Source organism: Bacillus sp. BSL6, from assembly GCF_052928345.1.
The window spans coordinates 26,668-49,446 of the sequence record NZ_JAVGCW010000012.1 but is presented as its reverse complement, the minus strand read 5'-3'; the positions used below and the strand labels follow the sequence as shown (position 1 = coordinate 49,446).

25 protein-coding genes and 2 pseudogenes are annotated in these 22,779 nt (G+C 33.1%); 11 read left to right on the top strand and 16 right to left on the bottom strand.

Going from position 1 to position 22,779, the window contains the following annotated elements; all coding sequences use genetic code 11:
- Nucleotides 1-24: 24 nt before the first annotated feature.
- The 5 genes and pseudogenes from RCJ96_RS25320 to RCJ96_RS25300 all read right to left on the bottom strand — a co-directional run bounded on the left by RCJ96_RS25320 (nucleotide 25) and on the right by RCJ96_RS25300 (nucleotide 3,761).
- Nucleotides 25-264, bottom strand: a complete 240-nt coding sequence (locus RCJ96_RS25320) for a hypothetical protein (protein ID WP_000517906.1) — start codon at nucleotides 262-264, stop codon at nucleotides 25-27.
- 59 nt (nucleotides 265-323) lie between these two features.
- Nucleotides 324-506 (bottom strand): annotated as a pseudogene (locus tag RCJ96_RS25315) (hypothetical protein).
- A 77-nt stretch (nucleotides 507-583) separates the two neighbouring features.
- Complete coding sequence (locus RCJ96_RS25310; RefSeq protein WP_000334852.1) at nucleotides 584-769, bottom strand: hypothetical protein; 186 nt, start codon at nucleotides 767-769, stop codon at nucleotides 584-586.
- 34 nt (nucleotides 770-803) lie between these two features.
- Nucleotides 804-3,344, bottom strand: a complete 2,541-nt coding sequence (locus RCJ96_RS25305) for a SpaA isopeptide-forming pilin-related protein (RefSeq protein WP_080443775.1) — start codon at nucleotides 3,342-3,344, stop codon at nucleotides 804-806.
- Nucleotides 3,345-3,527: 183 nt separating this feature from the next.
- Nucleotides 3,528-3,761 carry a helix-turn-helix domain-containing protein gene (locus RCJ96_RS25300; protein ID WP_000881123.1) on the bottom strand — a complete coding sequence of 78 codons (234 nt, stop codon included), beginning with the start codon at nucleotides 3,759-3,761 and terminating at the stop codon, nucleotides 3,528-3,530.
- A gap of 138 nt (nucleotides 3,762-3,899) precedes the next feature.
- Here RCJ96_RS25300 and RCJ96_RS25295 point away from each other — a divergent pair, with 138 nt between their 5' ends.
- A complete protein-coding gene (locus RCJ96_RS25295; RefSeq protein ID WP_061157383.1) occupies nucleotides 3,900-4,283 on the top strand; it encodes a helix-turn-helix domain-containing protein in 384 nt (127 codons plus the stop codon).
- Between the two features lie 293 nt (nucleotides 4,284-4,576).
- Here the strand turns inward: RCJ96_RS25295 and RCJ96_RS25290 are convergent, their stop codons facing one another.
- Both RCJ96_RS25290 and RCJ96_RS25285 read right to left on the bottom strand, forming a co-directional pair.
- A complete protein-coding gene (locus RCJ96_RS25290) occupies nucleotides 4,577-4,741 on the bottom strand; it encodes a hypothetical protein (protein ID WP_000737805.1) in 165 nt (54 codons plus the stop codon).
- 23 nt (nucleotides 4,742-4,764) lie between these two features.
- Nucleotides 4,765-5,919 (bottom strand): AimR family lysis-lysogeny pheromone receptor, encoded by a 1,155-nt coding sequence (locus tag RCJ96_RS25285; protein ID WP_061157384.1) that lies wholly within the window; start codon nucleotides 5,917-5,919, stop codon nucleotides 4,765-4,767.
- A gap of 490 nt (nucleotides 5,920-6,409) precedes the next feature.
- Between RCJ96_RS25285 and RCJ96_RS25280 the strand changes: the two genes are divergently transcribed.
- Nucleotides 6,410-7,423 carry a hypothetical protein gene (locus RCJ96_RS25280; protein ID WP_061157385.1) on the top strand — a complete coding sequence of 338 codons (1,014 nt, stop codon included), beginning with the start codon at nucleotides 6,410-6,412 and terminating at the stop codon, nucleotides 7,421-7,423.
- Between the two features lie 1,053 nt (nucleotides 7,424-8,476).
- Nucleotides 8,477-9,403 (top strand): tyrosine-type recombinase/integrase, encoded by a 927-nt coding sequence (locus tag RCJ96_RS25275; protein WP_050224821.1) that lies wholly within the window; start codon nucleotides 8,477-8,479, stop codon nucleotides 9,401-9,403.
- A 23-nt stretch (nucleotides 9,404-9,426) separates the two neighbouring features.
- Here the strand turns inward: RCJ96_RS25275 and RCJ96_RS25270 are convergent, their stop codons facing one another.
- A complete protein-coding gene (locus RCJ96_RS25270) occupies nucleotides 9,427-9,855 on the bottom strand; it encodes a helix-turn-helix domain-containing protein (protein ID WP_050224822.1) in 429 nt (142 codons plus the stop codon).
- Between the two features lie 517 nt (nucleotides 9,856-10,372).
- On the opposite strand from RCJ96_RS25270, the gene RCJ96_RS25265 reads away from it, so the two are divergent.
- The gene (locus RCJ96_RS25265) at nucleotides 10,373-10,864 is read left to right on the top strand and encodes an HIT family protein (protein WP_061157386.1); all 492 of its coding nucleotides are present in this window, start codon (nucleotides 10,373-10,375) and stop codon (nucleotides 10,862-10,864) included.
- Between the two features lie 122 nt (nucleotides 10,865-10,986).
- Here the strand turns inward: RCJ96_RS25265 and RCJ96_RS25260 are convergent, their stop codons facing one another.
- Nucleotides 10,987-11,553: a M23 family metallopeptidase gene (locus RCJ96_RS25260; protein ID WP_000475241.1), complete on the bottom strand. Its 567-nt coding sequence runs from the start codon at nucleotides 11,551-11,553 to the stop codon at nucleotides 10,987-10,989.
- 570 nt (nucleotides 11,554-12,123) lie between these two features.
- Here RCJ96_RS25260 and RCJ96_RS25255 point away from each other — a divergent pair.
- Both RCJ96_RS25255 and RCJ96_RS25250 read left to right on the top strand, forming a co-directional pair.
- Complete coding sequence (locus RCJ96_RS25255) at nucleotides 12,124-13,290, top strand: ParM/StbA family protein (protein WP_000705234.1); 1,167 nt, start codon at nucleotides 12,124-12,126, stop codon at nucleotides 13,288-13,290.
- 27 nt (nucleotides 13,291-13,317) lie between these two features.
- Nucleotides 13,318-13,737, top strand: coding sequence for a hypothetical protein (locus RCJ96_RS25250; protein WP_000533811.1), 420 nt, complete (start codon nucleotides 13,318-13,320; stop codon nucleotides 13,735-13,737).
- 50 nt (nucleotides 13,738-13,787) lie between these two features.
- On the opposite strand, the gene RCJ96_RS25245 is transcribed toward RCJ96_RS25250, so the two are convergent.
- Complete coding sequence (locus RCJ96_RS25245) at nucleotides 13,788-14,372, bottom strand: hypothetical protein (protein ID WP_050224827.1); 585 nt, start codon at nucleotides 14,370-14,372, stop codon at nucleotides 13,788-13,790.
- 519 nt (nucleotides 14,373-14,891) lie between these two features.
- Nucleotides 14,892-15,335, bottom strand: coding sequence for an endonuclease domain-containing protein (locus tag RCJ96_RS25240; protein ID WP_050224826.1), 444 nt, complete (start codon nucleotides 15,333-15,335; stop codon nucleotides 14,892-14,894).
- A 380-nt stretch (nucleotides 15,336-15,715) separates the two neighbouring features.
- Between RCJ96_RS25240 and RCJ96_RS25235 the strand changes: the two genes are divergently transcribed.
- On the top strand, nucleotides 15,716-15,937 hold the full coding sequence (locus tag RCJ96_RS25235; protein ID WP_000466110.1) for a helix-turn-helix domain-containing protein: 222 nt from the start codon (nucleotides 15,716-15,718) through the stop codon (nucleotides 15,935-15,937).
- A gap of 28 nt (nucleotides 15,938-15,965) precedes the next feature.
- Here the strand turns inward: RCJ96_RS25235 and RCJ96_RS25230 are convergent, their stop codons facing one another.
- The 4 genes from RCJ96_RS25230 to RCJ96_RS25215 are packed head-to-tail and all read right to left on the bottom strand — an operon-like array spanning nucleotide 15,966 to nucleotide 18,529.
- Nucleotides 15,966-16,619 carry a replication-relaxation family protein gene (locus RCJ96_RS25230; RefSeq protein WP_002081758.1) on the bottom strand — a complete coding sequence of 218 codons (654 nt, stop codon included), beginning with the start codon at nucleotides 16,617-16,619 and terminating at the stop codon, nucleotides 15,966-15,968.
- Nucleotides 16,603-17,766 carry an FtsK/SpoIIIE domain-containing protein gene (locus RCJ96_RS25225; RefSeq protein ID WP_000832924.1) on the bottom strand — a complete coding sequence of 388 codons (1,164 nt, stop codon included), beginning with the start codon at nucleotides 17,764-17,766 and terminating at the stop codon, nucleotides 16,603-16,605. Before RCJ96_RS25225 ends, RCJ96_RS25230 begins: the two co-directional genes overlap by 17 nt.
- A 12-nt stretch (nucleotides 17,767-17,778) precedes the next feature.
- The gene (locus RCJ96_RS25220; protein WP_000934651.1) at nucleotides 17,779-18,102 is read right to left on the bottom strand and encodes a hypothetical protein; all 324 of its coding nucleotides are present in this window, start codon (nucleotides 18,100-18,102) and stop codon (nucleotides 17,779-17,781) included.
- A 10-nt stretch (nucleotides 18,103-18,112) separates the two neighbouring features.
- Nucleotides 18,113-18,529, bottom strand: a complete 417-nt coding sequence (locus RCJ96_RS25215; RefSeq protein ID WP_001066182.1) for a hypothetical protein — start codon at nucleotides 18,527-18,529, stop codon at nucleotides 18,113-18,115.
- A gap of 303 nt (nucleotides 18,530-18,832) precedes the next feature.
- Here RCJ96_RS25215 and RCJ96_RS25210 point away from each other — a divergent pair, with 303 nt between their 5' ends.
- From RCJ96_RS25210 to RCJ96_RS25195, 4 genes and pseudogenes are all read left to right on the top strand, one after another.
- Entirely contained in the window at nucleotides 18,833-19,690 is an 858-nt protein-coding gene (locus RCJ96_RS25210; protein WP_061157387.1) for a hypothetical protein, read from the top strand.
- Nucleotides 19,687-19,875: an RNA chaperone Hfq gene (hfq, locus tag RCJ96_RS25205; protein ID WP_000990400.1), complete on the top strand. Its 189-nt coding sequence runs from the start codon at nucleotides 19,687-19,689 to the stop codon at nucleotides 19,873-19,875. Before RCJ96_RS25210 ends, hfq begins: the two co-directional genes overlap by 4 nt.
- Nucleotides 19,876-20,111: 236 nt before the next feature.
- Nucleotides 20,112-20,281: pseudogene (locus RCJ96_RS25200) on the top strand (aspartyl-phosphate phosphatase Spo0E family protein).
- 1,064 nt (nucleotides 20,282-21,345) lie between these two features.
- The gene (locus tag RCJ96_RS25195) at nucleotides 21,346-22,266 is read left to right on the top strand and encodes a CPBP family intramembrane glutamic endopeptidase (protein WP_050249094.1); all 921 of its coding nucleotides are present in this window, start codon (nucleotides 21,346-21,348) and stop codon (nucleotides 22,264-22,266) included.
- Between the two features lie 210 nt (nucleotides 22,267-22,476).
- Here the strand turns inward: RCJ96_RS25195 and RCJ96_RS25190 are convergent, their stop codons facing one another.
- Nucleotides 22,477-22,773: a methyl-accepting chemotaxis protein gene (locus tag RCJ96_RS25190; protein WP_372684182.1), complete on the bottom strand. Its 297-nt coding sequence runs from the start codon at nucleotides 22,771-22,773 to the stop codon at nucleotides 22,477-22,479.
- Between the last annotated feature and the right edge of the window lie 6 nt (nucleotides 22,774-22,779).

The window sequence follows — 22,779 nt, the reverse complement described above, 5'->3', positions numbered from 1 at the left end:
TTCCTTTCTATCCTTGAAATGGCCTTATGCAAGGGCTACTAGTTTTTCACGATGCTTTTGTGTTCGTTCTTCAGCGGCTAGTTGAATTAGAATTTGAGGTTGCATGATTCCGTTTTGAGGTTGATTAATTTGATCTAAGAGTGTTTTATAATTGAAGAGTTCTTGCTTCACTTGTTCAATATCTAATTCACCATTTACCGTTACTTGTTCTTTCCAGAACGTTTCCCAGCATTCTTGACGATTTTGATACGCTTGTTTTCCCAACTTGCTTCCTCCTTTTAAGTGGGGAGGATATTCAGTGAAAGAATGTCCTCCCATGAATATTATGATTTGCGCGCTTTTTTGTAAGGGTCTAGCGTGACCAAGAGAGAAGAGAAAATCATGCTCTTCCCCATTCTTCCCGCCTATTCTTCTGTACGCTTATTTGTTGAAGGTGTATGTGTTGTATGAGGAACTCGACCGATATAAAAACCGCGTTTACTTCGCATATGCTTAATTGGTTTCATAAGAAATCCTCCTGTATTGTTTTATCTTTCTATATCGCTAAATAGAAATATCCTGTACATCTAAGAGGTTTCATTCATTATGAAGCTACTAAATCTAATTCTTCTAAATCTGTAGAAAGGATCGTAATTTCTTGTTGGTGCTCTTTGAACAGAACATGTTGGATATTTTTTCGCAACTGAAACCCATCTTCCACCAATGCAAGTAAATATGATTTCGTATATTTCCTATCATTGATTTGATAATGTACATCAAATATGCACATTTGATCCCGCCCTCCCTTATCAGTTGAGAGTTTTTTACACTTCTTGATTCTTACGTTTTCTAAATGCGTAAACAGCTAGGATGCTACCAAGAACGACAAATGTAACACCAATCCATTTCCAATATGGATTTTCAGCTTTGCCGCCTGTTGTTGGTAAATGACTTTCTACTTTCTTAGGTTGTTCTTTCATCGGTTGTGGTTGTTTTACAATGTGTTGTGGTTTCTCTGGTGTTGGTACAGGTTTTTCAATGACCTGTGGTGTTTGTGGCTTCTCTGGTTGTGGTTTTGGTTGTTCTGGCTGTGGTTGTTCCAGTTGCTCTGGTTGTGGCGTTTCTGGTGTTGGTGGAACTTCTTTTTTCTGATCTGCTACAACATGTTTGATAATCTCACCATCTGTTTTAATTTCAAAAGAGAATGTTTCTTCATTGATTAAATATCCCTCTGGTGCGAATGTCTCTTTATATGTGTACTTTCCTGCTGGAAGTTTATCAAACTTTGCAATGCCTTCTTCGTTTGTTTTTCCCTTCACGACTTCCTGGCCTTGCTCGTTATAGATTGTAAACTCTGCTCCTGGTAACTTGTTGTTTCCATCGGCTACATCTACTTTTGTAATTTCTAAGCTACCCTCAATCTTTTTGTTTTTTACGATGTGTTTAATCACTTCACCATCCGTTTTAATTTCAAAGGAGAATGTTTCTTCATGTGACACATAACCTTGTGGTGCAAGTGTTTCTTTATATGTGTACTTTCCTGCTGGGAGTTTATCAAACTTCGCAATGCCTTGTTCGTTTGTTTTTCCTTTCACGACTTCCTGGCCTGGCTCGTTATAAATCGTAAACTCTGCTCCTGGTAACTTGTTATTTCCATCGGCTACGTCTACTTTTGTAATTTCAATTGAGCCTCTAATCTTCGTATTCTTTGCAACTAGCTCAATTGTTTTCCCGTTTTCAGTGATGCTAAACGGAATCGGCTCTTTTACCAGCACATAACCCGCTGGTGATGTCTTTTCAATGAATTGGTACTTTCCGAATGGGATGTTATCAATTTTGATTAACCCGTTTTTGTCTGTCTTATGCTCACTGATTTTCTTACCTTTTTCATCAGCTAAGATAAAAACAGCAACTTCTAATTTCGTTTTTCCATCTTCATCTACTTTTAAGAGCTGTACATTTCCTTTTACTTGATCGTTTTTCACTTCAAACGTAAGTGTTTGATTATGCTCTTTTACTTCAAATGGATACTTTGTTTGATTTAATAAGTAACCTTCTAATCCTTTCGTTTCCTGGAAGTAATAATTTCCAAACGGAAGAGAATGTACTTTCGCAATCCCCTCTTGATCTGTTGTTACTTTTGTGACTGGCTTTCCTTCTGGCGTAAATACTGTAAATTCAACGCCTGGGAGAATCTTGCCTGTATCACTTACCTTTTTAATTTCAATATTGCCTTTGATTTGTACATTTTTCATTTCTACAACAGCAACTTCACCTGTTTTTACTTCAAAAGGCTTTGGTGTAGCATCTAACACATATCCAACAGGTGCTTTCACTTCTTTTACAGTGTATGTGCCAAGTTCTAAGTTACCCATTTCAGCGATACCGTTTTTGTCAGCTGTAATCGTTCCCATAACTTGTTGATTGCTGTTGGCGATTTCAAATACTGCGCCTGGTAGCGGCTTTTTGTTTTCATCCACTTTCATGACTTTTAAGGCGCCATTTGCTTTCCAGAATACTTGTAAATCTGTGCTTACTTGTTCTGTACTACGCTCTAATAATACAGTTGCATCTTGAATCGTACTTGTTCCTTTATACACAACTGCATGAATATTTGTTAGATTTGAAACGACTTTTAGAGATAGTTCACTACTCTTAGAGGATTTTGGTACTTGAATACGGAACTTTTCTCCTAGTTGGAACGTTTCTTTTGCTTCACCTTGTTCTGTCACAATACGTGTGCCTTGTGGTGCATTGTTCATTTCTACGTGGAATGTACCTTTTTTTGCATTTGTTTGAACGTTGTATGTTGTTGTTTCAAAATATTCACCGTTTAATTGCGCTTCTTGTTTATCCGTTGGAATGACATTCATCCAGACATCTTGTGTATCCTGGCTTTGATTTGCCGCATGAATAATGTTCTTTGCCGCTTTTTCAACAGCCACATTCTTGAACTGTAATTCATCAACAGAAATCTGGCCCAGTGCATTCCAAAGAGCTAATTGTGTCGCGTAATGGGCTTCTTGCCTATTCGAAACACCTAAACTTTCTGGTGTTTTCTGTGGGTATCCATTCATTAAGACACGATAGGATACATCATCTGTTTTGCCCGCTTCGGGTAAATCCTCTCCATTTGGGGATTTTAAACCGTATACCAGACAATACGCAATTTGACCACTCGCGTTCTTTAGAAGCTCTGTACGAACATCTTTCCCATACTGCGGACTATAGGCCCAATCCATCTGATACCTTTCTCTATTGATTACCTCCGCACTGGCTTGATTCAGTGGAATCAAGAAGCTCATAACGAATAAAAGTACACTCGTAAAGAGTAGTAGTGTTTGATACGATCGTTTCAAAACCATTTTTTACAGCTCCTTTAGGATTATTCAGTTTTCAAAGGACAGAATATTTAGAATTTTATCTTTCTAAATATAGAACTACATACTTTAGTCATAATTATTTCGTCTTTTTGCCGAATTTCATTTACAATACACTTAGTAGGAATATAAATAAGATAGATTTAATCAATAACACATGAGGTTAATTCAATCTGTGATGGGTATTGCACGATAATATGTTGGTTTGAAAAGTTTCTCGATCGGAACTTCAAGAAAATCAGCCATTTTTTTGGCTTTGTTGGCTTTGAGACTCCTTCTCCCAATTTCAACATCATATAATGTGCCGATTGGAATTTTAGCGCCTTTAGAAACTTCCTTAATACTTAAACCTTTGGATTCCCTGTATTCTCGTACAATGGTTTTATTTTCTGACGCTAGCATTTTTTCACCCTCCCTTCCCTTAATTACATTGTATTCGGCTTTAAGCCGAAAGTCAACACTTAAAGTTCATACTTTTATCACTTTAAGTGATAATTATTTTCTTGTTTTGTTAAACGTCTAAAAATGGAGTGATATAAAATGGAAATTACAGAGAATGTTTTAGGGAAAAACATAAAGAAATTAATAGCTATAAGAGGTGTTGATCGCAAACAAATGGCGAAAGATTTAGGAACAACTTACAGAACCGTTTCTAGTTGGATAACTGGTGAAAAGAAGCCTCGCCTCAATAAATTAGAAGAAATCGCAAACTATCTAGGAGTAAACACTGCGTCACTGTTACAAAGTGAAATTCCAGATGCCGAAATATTAAAAACAGTAAAAGGTGAAGATCCTGTTGAACGTTTAGCACGACTTCTTCACGAAAAATACATGAGTGTGCCAGATGAATATAAGCCCCAAATCGAGAGAGAATTGTTAAAATATGCGACTAAATTAAAAATGGAGGTTGAACAAAAAGAATAAGAGAGCCTCAATAATGAGACTCTCTTATTCTTCATTTTCATAGCTTGCGCATAATTCTATAATTTCACTAAAAGTTTGTAAATCTATTTCTTTTACAATTTCAATCAACTCATTCACACCTAATCCTTTTGTCCCCATAACTAACCCTCCGCTTTTAGTATTATATTGTGAAAAAACATACAATTGTTTCACAAAATCCTATCCAAGAACTTGTAAAACAGTTTATAAAATCACAAAAGACACCGCTTAAACGATGTCTTTTGAAAAATATAAATTAAATTTTAAATTAAGAATCAGCCTCCACCACCTGGATCAACCATCATTCTATAAAATTGTTTTTGATTTTCTAAGTTTTCAACTTTAGCGTAATATTGTTTTGCATCCACTTTACTTGGTGAACTATTTGCTATGGGTAATAACAGCAAAGTAACTACCATCAACGCATATAACTTTTTCACTTGGTTCTCTCCTCCCTTTAATCTTACATTACACTTTCTGCATATTCATTGTATATTCCTTCTGCAAATTTCCCATATAAAAAATCGTTATTTGCTTTGAACATATCAATAGACTTTTTTATTAACTGTACATCTTTTTTAGCCATACCCATATAACATGTTTGAAGAGGTGTTAATTCGCCATTTTTCAGCCTTATTTGATCCAATATGTATATTGCTTGTTGGAATTTCCCTAATTTAATCAAATATAATGCATATTCTGCAAGATGAAGTTTTGCAAAATCAATTTTGTCTAAATCTTTCCACCAAACTATTCTAATGAAATTAATATCATTTAATGCAATGTTGTATTTCAAACTACTTTTCGCACCATTTAATACATACAATGCTTCTTGGAAGAAATATAAAGCTTTTTTGTAATCGGAAAACATAACATTTTCCCCACTTCTAATATTCAATAAAGCCTCCATAACAGGGAAAAAGTTCAAATCCTTAGACATTCTTAGTTGTCTATTTTCTCTTTCAAACTCTAAATTTTTATCTTTCCTTAATACTGCATAACTCCAAAGTTCTTTTACCCAAAATTCATATAATTGTTTCAAGTAAACATTAGTCACAAACTTAAAATTATCCTCAATCCTAATTTTATACCCTTCCATTAATCCAAAATCGCCCAAATCGCATAAAATTAACATACTAAGTATGTCACAAAAAATTTCTATATCATAATTCTTCTTATTATTTTTAGCTCGTGCCTTTTCAATATTTAAATACACTTCTCTAACATTTTTTCCTTTTAAACGCTCAATATATAAATTAAAAACATTTGCTAATCGTTTCATTTCCAGATCATTGTTTTCTTCACACATCTCATAAATCTGTTCCATTAGTGTTAAATGATCGTTTAAATGAGCCAATGCAAACGCTACTTTTATATTAATATTTAACCTGTCACCTAAAGTCCTTAAATACTCTATGATTTTCTGTTCCTGTTTATCTTTATCGTTTGTAAAAACCACATGTGTAATTTTAGAAAAAGTATATATAGATAACTCTTTATCTTTATTAATCCAGTTTGAAACTGTAGATTTGGCAACTCCAATTTCTTTTGCTAAATCTGTATACGTCTTATTTTTAGATGATAAATAATTGTCGATTTCCTTAGATAACTTCTTCATATATTTTCACCTCTTCTTGTTTTAAGAATATTCAGAAACGTACATGTAAATAAGAAAATTATACCATATCATACGAACCTATGTTTTTCTAAACTATATCCTGAATATTCTGAAAATTTTAGAAGTAGACATGTTAAGACATTTAAATTCATATTTTATAGTCAAATATGAACTTATAGTGTTGATATTATGCAAATAGAATTGTAAAATAAAAATAACTTACTCGTATCATTAATTTTCCAGAAAGCACGCTGGATATAAATAAAAAAAATAAAACCCCACCGCATCGTTTTTAATTGGTTCCCGGTCGCCAAACTAGAATCCAATTAAAAACTCCAAGAGATAGGGGCTTTAATTCACACTATAAGTATATATGTTTTTCTTTAGTATCAAACTTGATACTAAAATTATACCATAACGTATATCTATTGTGAATATAAAACCTCTGTTTTTCCTGTTTATTTGTGGTGGAAAAATAGGAGGTTTTTTTATGCTACTAAATAACTTTTTGCTAAGTACAGCAAAACGAGAATTAAGCCCACACCTGGTTCATGTTCCTACAGGCGCTATCAATAAAACAGTACAAAAGGTAATTAAAGCCATTGATCTAATTCTTTTAGATACAGAAGGTAAAACCACTAAAGATTTCTTCATACAAACACCACGCCGCTATAAGGCATTGGAAGTTGTTTTATCTTACCTAGTACAAGAAGGATACTCTCAAATGAGACAAAATCAAATCAGTGAAAAATCGGGTATTTCTGTGCCGATTATCAACTTTATTCTGAATTGGTTAGAGGACCTTGAAGTATGCCATCAAATCAAAACAAGACGTCATGGTAAGATTGCACCATCTATTTACATATTAAGCCTCAATACTAATTATTTAAAAATCATTGAATATTTTAAGCAAAAATGGGCGTTTTCCATTGATATTTTTTCTACATTTACAAAGTTTCTATCTAAAAAACTAAGTAAAAAACAGGAGAAACCTACAGATCAAACCGAAAAGCCAACTGTACCTACATGCCAGGGAGTAGATATATTGGATTCTGTTGCTCCTACAAATGAAGAAGTAGAAGTAGAAGTAAAAGAACAGCCAATGAATGCCCCTAATTCGGGTGAAAAGCTAGAACTACGATTCCGCGAAATGGATGAGTTTATGAGCGAAGATCAAAAGAAACTTTATATGTATATCATAAGTAAAGATACAAATATCACTGAAAAGGATGCTTATACAATCGCATTACGGATGCCGCCATGCGTAGATTGGGAAGCAAGAAAGACTTTTGAGGACTGTGTACAGCTGTTTGAAGTAAACAAATCACAAGTAAGTACACCTGCACACTTCATAACAACATATACAAAACAGTTAACTGCAAATAGGAAGCGTAGACAGCAACAAGCAAAAGAACGCACAACAAATATGGCATTTGGAAAACCAATGAAGAATCTAATACCATCAATGGATTTATTCAAAAAAATGATTGATCCGAACGCCTAAATCTCTTTTTTCAAAAAATAATTGTTTTATAGCCTTGTTCAAAAAAATCTCCCCTAACAAGGCTTTTTGTCATGCCATTCTTTATTTTAATAGATTAAACATATTATCAAGCTATTATATTTTCGTAAATTAAGGACGTTCTTCACAACAAATACACTATGAATTTATACTCGAATTGAACTTGCTCTTAAATCAGTAATTAAATAAGAAGAATTTTCTAATCCCTTGTGAGAGTAAGGTTTATTGAGAAAAAAAAACCCTAATGTATTTAATTATTTTAATTTTTTTCAAACAAGATTTATTAATAAAAAGTATCCCATATTGAGCATTATATTTTTCTAGATTTTTAAACATAAACCACAGATCACACTAAATATCAAAATAGGACTCTTCTTTTCGTTTAATATACAAATCTATAGAACACCGAATATCTGTAGACAGTATACATACTAATATTCGTGATTTTTACCGTAAATATATAGTACAACACTTTAAAATTAAACAATTATTTCTGTTCATTAGGAGGATTTCAGTAAACAGAATAACCTCAGAATTAATTCAGAATAATATGAGATAAATCTACAGAATTAGTTGCGACAACATACTAAGGTTATTCTGAACTTATTCTTATCTTAAACTCATTGATAGAACTAGGTTTCGGGGAATATATAGAAACTTAGATTTAACTTGAAGCTCTCCTGGTAAGGGTATCTTGATTCAGCTATGAATCAGATTCCGTTGCCAGGCAGATTTTCATAAAACTACGTAGGCGGGGCGGCGGCCATTCCCATTCCTCGCATATCGTCCTCCCTCAACATCGGTCCATCATTCGCCTTCCACTCATCTCAATACATCTATACATCCCCCTATATCACAACCACACGTCCTGTCTAGCCAGGCCCATATGTCTCCGCATGGCCCCGCAATGTCCTGGCCATGGAATCCCTCAAGCCAAAAAGAAAACACCTCGACCTAGAATCCCCTATTGTTTGTTTGTATAGTTTTCGTATATAATTGCGGTACACAATTTTTAGAAAAAAGGAGTATATAAAGATGACTTGGGAACTTTCTGTTGATGTTTTCCTTTCTGATTTGTTAAAACATGGTCGTAAATCCTCCACCGTTAAACAATATCGCTACGATCTCACACTTTTTATATCTTGGATTCAGAAACACATCAAATCGCCCCCAGAATCGTTTTTTCGTTCTTTTGATGTAAATGTATTAGACGGATACTTAAAAGCGTTTAAAAAGGAACGTGGGGCGTCAATTTCTAATATCAAACGTGTACGAGGTATTTTAATTAACTTTTTACAGTTTCATGGCGCGGCCCAGGATTTAAAAAGTGATGTCACCCCTCCTGGACTAACTTCCAAAAACTTTGCATCGGATCAAGAAATTACAAAGCTATTCCGCGTCATGCGTAGTTATAACGGATTAACCGACTACCAGGCGTCAGGAAGAAAGTTTATTCTGGAACGAAACCTTTTATTGATTCATTTCATGTTAGACTATGGGCTATCTATCCAGGACATTCTTACGCTTTCTATGCATGATATACACTTTGGAACGAATACCATTACTCCAGGAGGACTACACGCTTATAAACGATCTATCACCCTTTCAAAAGAGCATGTAAAACTTGCCTTATCGTATTACAACAAGATTCCTAACCTTGTAAGGCCACGCCAACAAACAGGCGATTCCTTCTTTGTAGCATTTGATTTCGGCCCGCAGACATTCCGCTGGGACTATGAAAACGATCAGCCCGCCGCTTTAACTCGAATCGCTGTACAACGCATGTTACAGAAAGAAGCAAAACGCGCCGAAATTCATGTCACGCCTACTATGCTACGGAACCGTTTTATATTAAATGCGCTACAGAATGGCATGAAGCCCATTGAAATTAAAGGGTTTTTGGGATTAAAAAGCATTGAGGCCCTACATAGATATGTTCAATTTTGGCATAAACAGCAATAAAAAGAAGACCAAACTAAAAAAATCTAGTTTGGTCTTCTTTTTATTTTAAATTCATTAACAATTATTTTTTTCACATCACTATAAAATACCATTATTAGCATCCCTGATATAGTTATAAATAAAGAAATTCCTTCAATGCCAATAAATATCCCTACAAATATAAGAACAATACCTATAAAAAAGCCAAAATCATTTTCATCCCCATCATCTTCACACTCATCTTTATCTTTTTTATCTAACCCCTCCCTATCATCCCCTAATCCTTTTATTAACTCATCAATTGTTACTTCATATAATTCATTAAGTAAAATCAAATTATCAATATCAGGATAACTTTTATTACTCTCCCATTTATAAACAGCTTGTCTAGTCACTCCAACCTTTCGAGCCACATCTTCTTGTGAAAAGCTTTTTAATTCACGAAACCTTTTCAATTGCGAGCCTAAATTCATATTATTCACCTCTAAGAAATCATTACATATAAACCCCTAACCAATAAAGAAACCATTAATCTAATACATGTAAACTAATGGTTCACATATTCAAATCCTTACTAAATTACCCTCTGCATTCAATTAATACAATGTTATCAGAAACTAAAAAAAGAATCCCAAAAACATAGGACTCTTTTGGGGTATCGCCAGCATTTCGGAAAAAAACCACGCTTAGAGTATACAAGATTTTATACAGTTTTCGGCTAATCCAGTAACAAACGAGAAACCTAAAACCGTGCCATAATAGGAATGTATAAAAAGGTGAATAGCTTTATAGAAAATAAAAAAGAGGATTCCTTATGAGAGTAAGGATTCCCCTTTTTCCTTGCTACCGATAATGAGACGTTATGTTAATCCCACATGAATATGATATACAACCCAAGTTTCTTCAATCGCTACATTCTCTCATATGGTAAAATTAAGAAAAGATTCCTATAAGAAAGTACATACATTAAATTTGAAAGGCGGTATCGTAATGACAGAACAAGTAAACCCTACATTAACTAATGATTGGAAAAAGGATAGGATTGCATCTGCACATCGTGGAGAAAATCCAATGGTTTTAACTAAAATGAGAAGTGGTTTTGCAGTGATAGGAGATACTCAATTTCTCCCTGGCTACTGTCTTCTTTTGCCTTTTGATAAAGTAGATACGCTAAATGACTTTAATTTTAAACAAAGAAGTGAGTATCTTCTGGATATGAGTCTAATCGGTGATGCTATACAAGCAATATGTAATCCAAAAAGAATAAATTATTCTATCTACGGAAACAGTGATGCGTTCTTACATGCACATATATTTCCACGGTATGAATGGGAACAAGAAGAACGACGAAAAATGCCAATTTGGCAGTATCCTAAAGAAATGTGGATAGACCAACAATTTCAATTTGATAACAAGAAGCATGGTGAAATAAAGGAAAGCATTGCACAAAAAATTATTGAACTCATACAACAGGCATATTAAATACTTTTTCTAACTTCAGCTAACGAGAATTATGTAAATAAAAAAGCCCTGTTGCAAGCAAAAACAGGGCTTTTTTAAGCTATTCCATACAAGGACTACTAGCCTAAAAGTTTTACATATTATTATTTTTTAAATGATGGTAAATATTTAGTTGGATCTACACGTTCACCATGAAGTGTATCTGTCCTTACCTCCAAATGAAGATGATTCCCTGTCGCTTCTCCCGTTTTACCAACTTCCCCTATCTTTTGACTTGCTTCTACTGTGTCACCTTTTTTCACTGACATCTTACTCATATGGGCATATAAGGTATAAAGTTTCTTTTTATTATGGGTATGTTCAATAACTACTACATTACCATAATCAGTAAACCCATTATTTTTGCTTCCAAAATCAGCAAAAACTACTTTACCAGATTGAATTGCATCTATTCTTGTTCCTTGTGGTGCTGCAAAATCAAAGCCTTTATGTACTCTACCCTTCTTTTTATCTAAATTATAGGGATCGGTGGAAGTTACCTTTTTCATATCTATAGGCATCTTTGCTATATCTTTAAATTCCGATGCCTTAACTGCAGCGTTGATTTCATACTTCACTGAATCATAATCTAGCGATTCAGCAAATGCATTTCCACTAACCGAGAATAATAAACCTGTTGCTAAGGTACTTACTATCACTTTCTTAAACATAATTAATCCCCCTTAAGTACTTTATAAGTTACACATTAAATACATCACTTTTGTAAGATTTGTTAATATTTTGAATTTTTATAAATATTTATTTAAATTTCAGTAATATTTGGATTCTATTTTATCAATTAGAAAATAGAGGGTGGTCAAAAAGCGTGTAAAACCACATACAAATCCTATTAAATTAATGATAAATTGAACTACCTTAACTTTAACTTCGTTTAGAACGAGGGATTCCTAAGTAAAGAGTTCTATCAAACTCTAATTTATTGACTATCTCCGTAGTTTTTGTGGTTAGAAGCCTTATCACCTCATTGTATAAGGGAAATTTTCTACCGAAAAAAAGAAAAGATACAAATACATTGTAAAAAACTCATAAATATCAATTAAAGTTAACAATAAATTTATTGTTAACTTTAATTGATATTTAAAAATAAAAATAATAATAAAACCTCATATTTACGGTATTTATTATTATTTTTATTTGTTAACTTATTTCAAAAATACACTTCCAATAATGCTAAAAAAATGTTATCTTGTTAACAAGATAACTAAAGGAGTGAATAGTTAATGAAAATTACTATGATGAATAAGGATTCTGGTAACTCACTTGATATGAACTTAATTGATGGTTTCTATATCGAAACTCCTACAAACGTTGTAGAAATCAGTAAAGACGAAGCTGATTCACATTTTGTAGCAACCATTACTAATCCTAAAGAATTATTATCTCGCCTACTTATTTCAACAACAATCCCAGGAGAAGACACTGAACGATTCTTCTTAGTTGGCGACGAAGCTGGAAAACATGCATTAGCTAACAATCATGTCAATAAACTCCATGATAAAATTACAAGTCCTATCCCTTACGTAATGTTCTTATCAGCTGTTTCTTTCTATCATGCTATTAATGAAACTCGTGAATCAGATGACAACACAGTTGAAATTGAATATTTCCAAACAATGTTACCTATATGGTTACTAAAACGAACAGCTAAATTTAGTGAAGCGCAAAATGCAATGGCGGAACGATTTGCTGGAGAGCATGAAGTTACAATACATACACCAGGAATGGAAAAAACATTAAAAATAACTGTAGAAAAGGCAACTTGTCGTATCGAAGGAGAAATTGCACGTTTAGCAATTAAAAAGAATTTCGAATTAGAAGATCGTGAAGAAGCAAGACAATTCGATAACAACGATACAGTACTTGTTGATATTGGTGGCGGAACGATTGATCTAGTATTATCACCAGCCGGTTTAAAATCACCTAAGAACCGTGATTCAATGCAACCGATAGACAAATTATCTTATCTATCTCATATTGAAAAATTAAGAAAAGAAAAGTTCTTAGAAAAATTCTCTGATTTACGTTCATTTGAAACATTTATAGTGAACAATTTCCAAAAACCCAAAATGGAATTAGTTGACGGAAACACTGGTCAGCGCGTAGATTTAACGGAAAAAATTCGCTCTTCCTTAAAAGAGTTTGCTAAGTTTCTAATTTTAAAAATCCAAGATGTAATGCCTGCACCAGCTGATAAAGTTTATAAATATGTTTATTTCGGTGGTGTTGCCCCAATACTAGAAACTAGCATTCATGAAGTCATTGAAGAAATGTATGGAGCTGAAATCGCTCAAGCAAATCATATTTTCTTACCAGATTCACGTAAATTAAATTTATATGGTCTTGAAGTAAAAAGTCGCGGTGAAATGCTGCAAAAAACAGAGAAATAAGTATAGTCAGAAAGGAGGAGCCGCATTATGGGACGTACTAAAAAGACCGAGAAACAAACAGTGTTTGGGCTTCGAACAGATCACATGAGCGAAGAAGTTTATAATCACCTTGAGCAAAAAGCCCGCTCAAAAAAGCTTGCAACTTATATTATTCAATTAGTTGAACAAGACTTAACACAAAAAGAGCCCTTTGATGCAAAAAAAGAACTTCTAAAAGTCTCAAAAAACCAAGAACAAATGATGAACGCTATAAAACATATTACACAAACCATTTCAGATCTCCAGGTGGCTCCTGTATCTGCTGTTCTTATGCAAAGCGATGAAAATACCCATAATTCTCTGGCAGGCGATTTATTAAAAGATGTAGGCCAAATGGGACAATTAATCACTAATACCAACATTACAGGTTCATTAGATGAAGACGATTTAGAAGATCCTGATTTCTAAAACAAAAAGAGTTGCCTGTATGAGAGCAACTCTTTTTGTTTTGTATAAACTTAAAATATCCCAAATAGCTTCTTCCTTTTGGGTTCTTGGTTAGAAATATCAGCTTTGGCATTGAGTTTTTCTAATTCCGTCATAATAAGATCAAGTTTCTTTTCTAATTCCTGATTTTTTTCACGCTCCGCTTCAAGCTCTTGTTTAAATAAATCATTGCTTTGACGTTCAATTTCAAGTTCTTTTCGAAAACCTATAAATTCAGTCTTGATATCTTCTAGGAAGTTCCTGATTTCGCTTGATATGGATTGTAGCGCGTATCGCTCCTCTTCACTTTGAACCCTTGTCACAGCAACCTCCGAACGCGCTACACCCTGTGTCGCACGGGAGTGCTGCGTCATCAACACGCTAACAGCGTGATTCAATGAAACCTTAGTTTTTTCTCTAATCTCTTTCAAAGTATTAAAAACTGTTACATCATCAGCATGATACAGCCTTGTATCCCCATCTTTATTAAACTCATAGCCTTGTTTTTCGAGTTCTAAGCTATATTTTCTGATTGTACTTTCTGCTAGATTGGTGATACGGGAGACATCTATTGTTTTTAAATATACTTCACTTACAACATCATCTCTGTTCTCCATTCAACCATCTCCATTATAGTATCGCTACACTCTTACCACAGTATCATTTTACTAATCCTTAATACTCATTGTACACTTTTAATCCCACTTGCAAGTAAGTTTTTTTATCTCTCAATTCCTGCTTAATACTCGCAAGGGAATCCCATGGCGCTCCGTATTATTTTCTATTAGTCTTCGCTTTAGCTACTCAGCATACCTGTATCAATACTATAGCACCCGTTAATTTTGATCTTTGTTATAGGGATCCCTAATTCCATTTAATTACTCTGTTAATTCTTAGAGTATCTTTTTTCTGTCTTCCCATTACTTTAGTTTATTCTCTAATAACCACGCATTCACCTTGTGCTATAGCATTGATATACTCTTAAATAAAATTTTGATAAAATGCTAGAATCACAAAAACTTATAGACGCCACCCACGAGCAAAAGCAAGGATTCTGGTCTAGGCTCTTTTCAAAAAATAAAGACGTATGATAATTTCATCATACGTCTTTATTTTTCTTCTAACAAAACAAGCTCTTATTTTGTAGAAGGTTCTATTCCTAATTCATTTAATTTTGCCACCAACAAAAGTATTTGTTTTTCAAACCCATTATTTAATGCAATGTCAGTAATACGAATTACCTTCCATCCGTTTGTTTTCATGTATTTATCCCGTCTACTGTCTCGTTTGATTCCTTCTGGTGTCCGATGAAAAGGCCCATCAATTTCTACATCTATTTTTAAACCATTCGGAGAAAAAAACGCAAAATCTAACTTAAAACGTTTATTAGGTACTTTATATTGTACAGTTGGATAATAACCTTTAAAGCGCAATGCATCATATACTCGCTTTTCTAATTTGTTAGAGCATTTTGCCCGTTGTGAATCATTATTGGGATTATAAGTAGATGATGGAGTAAGAATTTGTGTTAAAAGATAAAATATAATTGTACAAGCCAATACAACCAATAAACCTGTCATTTTTTCCACTCCAATAACAATTTTGAGTTAATGTTCAAAACGTAATATGCCCCACAGCTTTTCAATTTATCCATTTTTCAATTATTTATCTTATGCGAGTAAAACAAAATAGTCCTTTTGCATGTTCTCTAGATACAGATTAAGTTAAATTTCTTTGGAAAGTGCTTTGCAAAGATTTGTTGTATGATGCGTAAGTCAAATCTTTGCATTGTATGTATACCTCATTCCAAGTGAAATTATCAATAAATCGTTCGTGTAAATACTTTATGAATCTCGTTCTCTTGTATTTTACTTAAATTTAAGTTGAATTGAATTGTATATGAATTTAACTTCCTGTCCATAATTGTAAATAAAAAAATAAGGACAGGAGAGTGAAATAAATGTTTTTCCGCAAAAATAGAACTAAATTAAAAAAATGGTTAGATCGGCAAGGAATCGAACAACAGGAACTAGCCAAAAAGTCAAAGGTTTCTGTTCAAACCATCAGTAAAGCATGTAGAGATACAAATTATATCCCAAAACCTGAAATCATGAAAAAACTATTAAATGCTATTAGAAAAATTGATCCTTACGCCAAAATCAATGACTTTTGGGATATGTAAAAAGCACAAGAAACAGTATCTTGTGCTTTCATAATTTTACTTTGACTGAACCTACTTGAACCGAAATGTCTTTAGGTTGCTGTACTTGTGCAAGAAAATGTTGAATAGAGGGCGCTTGAAAAATACGGAAATTAGAACTAGAGATTGGATATTTGAGGTCAGTAAGGATTAAAAGTGAGGGAAATACCATATTATGTTTCGGTTGCCAGGATTCTTTTTTCCATTCCATGCTACGATAATACGATTCGTAACGTTTTATTTTCGTTTGGATCGTAGCCTTATTATAAATGGAGTTTTGGACTTCTATAAAAAATGGGCTTTTACGCCAAATGGTAAATATATCGGGTTCCATATAACCTTTTTTGTATTTAGGTTCTACTTGAAAAATTTTCGGTCTTTCGGTTCGTAATAACTGCTTATATACATCCACAATCGCTAAAAAGTGACATATCTTTTGGCTTCCTTTACGAATGGTATTTGGATAGGAGAAATACACGTATGGACGTTGTGATGTATCTACATCAATATATCCTTCGCGGCTTAACCGCTTTGTAACAGTATTACAGCATGTTACTGCATTTTTCACGTTTCTAAAATGAAGGTCAATAATATCATCACGCGACATACATCTAAATTGCTGTAAATGGCCTATAATTTGTTTATCTCTATTCGTTAACATCATCTAACACCCCAAAGACTTTATCTTCTTGATGCTCTTGTTCTTCCTTCTTTACACTTTGTTCTTTAGATAAACGATACGGTTCTATGATTTCTTTTGCCTGGTCCAATGCCAAAAAAGGCGCTTGCACCTTTTTTAAACCATCTAATTTTAAAACCATTTGGCCCGATTGACTTAAATTTTCTGATCCAGGCGTCCCCACAATGTTACTATTAATTAAATCCGCACATTTAAAGCCCATTCTTACCGTCAAATTGAGCTTTAACTTACCATCAAGTATTTTTGCATCTGGACGTTGCATACTGAGCATAAGAAAGATACCAAGCGATCTGCCGACAGCTGATATTTTTTCTATTATGGTGATACATTCCTTTTCGTCCTGTAGCATCGCTACTTCATCAATAGCAATAAAAATATAGGGTAAAGGTTTATCTTTTGTTATTTGATTGAATTCATCAATATGACCCAGCTCATATTCCTCCATTAGCTTTCTTCTATGCAATACCTCTTTCCATAATTTTGATAACATAGTTGTCATTTCATGTTCTTCCATGCAAACATACTTCACGTGCTTCACTCTTCTTAAAAAATGAAACTCTGAATTTTTTAAGTCTCCCAGGTATAAATGTAAATGATTTGGTGACATATGTTGGATTAATGTCGCTAAAATTACACGCACCATACTACTTTTTCCACTTCCTGTTTCTCCCGCAATGAGTAAATGAGGTGTATTTGAATCAACCATATCATACACAATCGCATTTCCGAATTGATCCCGCCCTACTACCACAGGAAGACGATATTGTTTCAATAATGGTTGCCATTGTTTATAACTGTAATCGTAAGGCTGTAAGCTCGCATTAGAATGAAATACATGGAGTACGAACTTTTTAATATCGCCTTCCATCATAAGATTTTCGCCTAGTATTTGTTGAAAACAAAACCATTTCTTATGAATTTGGGCTGGATCAACGCCATTTGGCAATGTAAAAGTGTACCGTACACTTTCTCTCCCTTCGTAAACATCATGAATCGTAGGATAAATGGGGACCTTTCCACCTCGTGTAATATGTTCATCGTATAGCCTTGCTTTCTTAAATACTTCTTCTAACTGATATTTATATTTTTTCTTCTTTAACCACCTTTTCATTGTTCACCCTCCTTACAACATAAGTAAAATGCGAATAAATACATACCCAATTAACCCAATGCCTCCAATTCTTACACCATAATATAGGCTATTAGAAAGGAGATTGGATGCAAAAACATAATCATTTCGTACTAAGTATTTCTCTAATAAAACAGCTCCAATTGTAAGGCTGCCAACTATTCCCAGGGCTACATACGTATGAACGAGCGGTGATGACATATGAAAAAATGTGAACGGACTAATAGGGCCAATACTATATATTTTTGTTTTCTTTTTCTTCTTATACGATTGGTCCATAAAGGCTTGAAAAGAAATAATTTCTTTTCGATTCAGCATGTTTTCCCTCCTAAAAAAAGAATATCGTTAACAAATTGGGTATCCAGTTTAATACAAAGTATATACAATCTAACACCATATGAGAGGTATTCTTAATGAGTTCAAATGTATCAACAGGTACATTTGTTATGAAACTTGCAAGTTCATCTGGTAACTTTCGTATTTCTTGTGCTGTACTGTCTAATGGTTCTGTCACATACCAACTAATCCACCTATATAGGAAATCTGTTGTATCCGTTGTACTCATTGCATTTTGATTAAGTGCATCCCACCCACACATAATTTCGTTTGTTGAACTTCCGCACCATTCTGTAATTTCTTTCATATTTCGAAATTGCGGACTAGGTATGTTGTTCCATCCTCTCGTTGGATCATCCCTCAAATAGTATTTAATTTGATTGCCAATAATCTCATAAGAATTGTTCATTGTTCTCCCTCCTTTTTCTCATTCCATTTCTCCTACTATAAACAAAACTCAAAATGCCCTAAAAACATGTGATAATCAGAGATTTCTTTTGATAGTGCTATCATGATAGATTCTTTGGTTATAAGGTTGATATCCACTTTGGTAATTGCTTTGGTAAAGAATATGTATCGTTGATTGTCTGATATGCAATTTCAAACCTTGTCTTTGCAAATAAACCTTGCTATCGTCCCCAATTCATAAACTTTAATGATACAATATAAGAGGAATTTTAAATTAATTCAGAAAATAGAGGAGGAAACAACTATGTCACTTTTACAGCAACATTTTGAAGAAAGAAGAGAATACATTTTCAATCGTCTTAAACAACCAGAATACATGGAAAGAAGCATAGAAAAAGTTCGCCAAGCTCAAAAAGAGATCAAAAATACAGTGCGAACGATTAAAGATTTGTTACTCTTAGACAAAACAACTGATCCTTGTTTACCAGAGGTCGCTCAATTTTCTCTTCAACACATTATAAATTCAGAGTCATTTGAGAATGTCAAAAACCTTGTTCCATCCTCTGTAAAAAAGTTAAATGAAGAAGAACGCGCAAAAGTGTTAGATGAAACATTAAGCGTAGCAAACCAAATCATGAATTTAGAACGTACTGTTTTTATCATGATGTTTAATGCAAAAGAGAAAATCCTCATGGATTCTTATAAGAAAAAGCGTAGATCACAAACAGAACTTCATTATGATGTTGCTGACAAAGAAGGGTTCGACAAGGCTTTTTATGATGAGCGTATTGATTCATTACAAAATGATATTCGTGTACTATCTTTCAAAAAGCTATGTGAAAATGAACCCGCACCAGAAGACTTAGAACTATTCAAACAACGTTATGAAACAATTATTTTGCCAAAAGTACAAGAAATTGTTTCCCAAATTGAACCAAGTTTAATAGATATAGACGTATTTTTTAATCCAGTAATCGAGTATGGTGTAGGAGACATCACTCTAGATGAAATGATTCAAAAACTACACAAAAACCTTTCTCTATTTCACGAATTATCGAAGGTTGAATATTGCCCAACGGTTGAGCTAACCGTAAAAGAATATGTATTCTTAGAAGCTATGAACAGTTCCCAAAAAGGAGAGGAGTTGCAACCATTAAAATGATGTATACACAAGAGAAGTTTTATGAAACGTTAATAGAAGAAAAGAAAGATGTGACGATTTTTCTAATAAACGGTGTCAGAGTACCTGGAAAAATTATCGCTGTTGATAAATTTTCGGTATTAGTTTTCAGCAATGGAAAGCAACAGTTCCTTTATAAACAAGCGATTTCGACTGTTTCTTTATAAAACAAAAACAATACAAAAAACTTTACAATTATAGCGCTTTTATCCTTTTTGAATATATCCCACTTCAAAAATTTACATACATAATGTACTCTATATATAAAAGTTAAGTTTTTTTCCTTTAGGGCAAGGTTGGTTTCAGCCTTGTTTTTTGTTTGCAATTTTTGGGGTACATTTTTTATCAAGATTCTACATAAAGGAGTTTAACGGGGAAAGTGGATATTAGAACGCTACATGACATGATTGAAGATCAAAAAAAAGAATTGAGCTATCTTGTAAAAAATATGGATTTAGCCATCAAAAAGTAATTGATTTTAGTCAAAAATTAGACCTTTTAATTTATGAAGCAATGGGAAAATATCGATTAGATCAAAAAATGATAGTAAAAAAAGAATCCTTAATTCAATAAGGATTCATAACAGAAAGATAAGAGACAGATATAGAAATAAAAAGAATTAATTATATTATAATTCAAAAATATGAAAAGCCATATTGAGAAGAATTTAGATTGAATTTTCTGATTAATTGTTTTAAAATAAAAACGGGTTGTAGTAACAAGCTGTCATTAAACCCCTTACACCAAATAAATTGTCCTTTTTTATGTAGATAGGCTCTCTTGCTTTTCTTGCATGAGAGCCTATCTGCATTCGGGAGCTACCTTTCATTATTATAAAGAAAGAATCCATATAAAACCAATGCGTTTTTTGATATTAAAACGCTACATTTTCTATATCTTATGATAAAATTAGTGATTGAGGGTACATTTTTTCAAGAGAAAAAGGCAAACAATATAAATACTTTCTGAAAGTGTTCAATTCAAGTTCAACAAAAAGCATTTGTTATTCTATAGCAAATGCTTTTTGACAAATAATGACGTTTCTTATAACATAAAAAGGTTGAGTGGGCGAGACTCGATTTTTGTGTAAATTTCATTCATTTTCTAAAAATTCCTACTTTAATGGTAGGAATTTTTTAATATGGAAACTACCGAAATATATTGAGAAATAAGTGATGAGATTGAATTTTCTTATTCTTAGACATAAAATAAATATGAGTTGGAGTAGCAACTAATCTTAACCCTTATACGAAAAAGAGATCGGATATTCCGATCTCTTTTTCCATACATATAATAGATTACTATGTTGCCTAATTACAGTTAGAAACTCACTTTTAGTATATAAAAATTTCATATAAAATCAATAGATTTTTACAAGGTAAAAACTTGCCACTTATATATCTGATTATCTTAGGATTTCATTTTACAAAGAGTTAAAAAGCAAACAAATTACATACGTTCTGAAAGTGTTCAAGGTAGATAAAGAAATGAATGAAATTATTATAAAAATTTCTATTTTTCTATAGTAAAGTATAGCTCCTTTCTTAAAAACTTAACTTTACTATAGAAAAAAGGTTCTGTATAAAAACATGTAGAATTAGCACATATCGCAGTATTTTATAATTGAAGAGGTGATTATGCTGAAATATTTAACAAAATTAAAAAACTCATCAACAGGTCTGAGAGGGTATTTAGAATCCTATCCATTAACTTCATTTTTTGTAATGGCATATTTATTCTCCTGGATTGTATTAATTCCATTTATCTTATCTCAATGGGGTATTTTACCTAAAATAAAAACGTTTGATATTTTCTTTTTTGCCAATGCATTTGCAGGCCCTATGTTAGCAGCGTATATCATGTTTCGAACTCTTGAAGGTAAAGATTCGTGGAAAAAGATCAGAAAAAGCATCATATCTACTAAAATCGGTTGGAAGTGGTACTTATTTACTCTCATCGTTATCCCTGCTGTAATGTTTCTAGGCATGGTGATATTAACTGGAGGTATACCTGCTTTCCGTGGCATTAATTCTGAATTTTTTATAACTTATTTCTTCTCTTTTATAGCTATTTTCTTTCTCGGTGGACCTTTTCCTGAGGAAATCGGATGGCGCGGTTTTGCCTTGCCTCGATTACAATCGAAGTTTGGACCGTTAAAAGCTACATTACTCCTTAGTGTTTTGTGGGCTTTTTGGCACCTTCCACATTTCTTAACGGCTGCACAAAGGGGAGGACCGGGTTCTGATCTTTCTATTCTATATATTCATTTACCAATTTTTATTTTGCTGTGCTTGCCAATCGCAATCATTCTTACTTGGGCCTATAACTGCCATCGCGGTAACTTATTTATTGTTATGTTGATTCATGCGAGTGTAAATACGTTTAGCCTGGCTCAAACTCATTCCATCAACCCTGTTTTAAAGAATACAGATTTATTTGTAGTGATAGGGTTGGGCTTTATTGCTTTGCTTATCCTTATTTTCACACGAGGCAACCTTGGATATAAGCAAAATTCCAATCAGGTAGGATTCAGTAACAGCCAAACTATAAGTGAATAGAAACGAAAACCATAAAATAGTGTTAATGGATTTAGGGCGGTATCCCTACTATTTTAATATTTACGTATCCGATTAGAGCGAGTTTACTATTACACATAATTATTAAAACTTTAGAAAATAGTAATCACTTGAAAGGCATGTAAGACATGCCTTTCTTTTTTATGTATAATTTATAGCTTAACTTCAAAAGATAGTTCTTTATGCTTATATTCACCCCACAATATTTTCGAACTTTTCCATAGTATTACTAATTTCAATTTGATTATTAATCACTTCTCTTTGTAATTTTTCAGTCACATTCCTAACAATGGTTACACCATTTGTGATACTCTCTACATTTAAATTTATTTTTTTTATTGCACCATCAACATTACTTGCCAATCTTCTTACCTCTTCTGCTACTACTGCAAATCCACGTCCATGTTCTCCTACTCTTGCCGCTTCAATTGCTGCATTTAAAGATAAAATATTAGTTTGGGAAGAAATTTCCTTAATCATTTGAGCAATTTCACT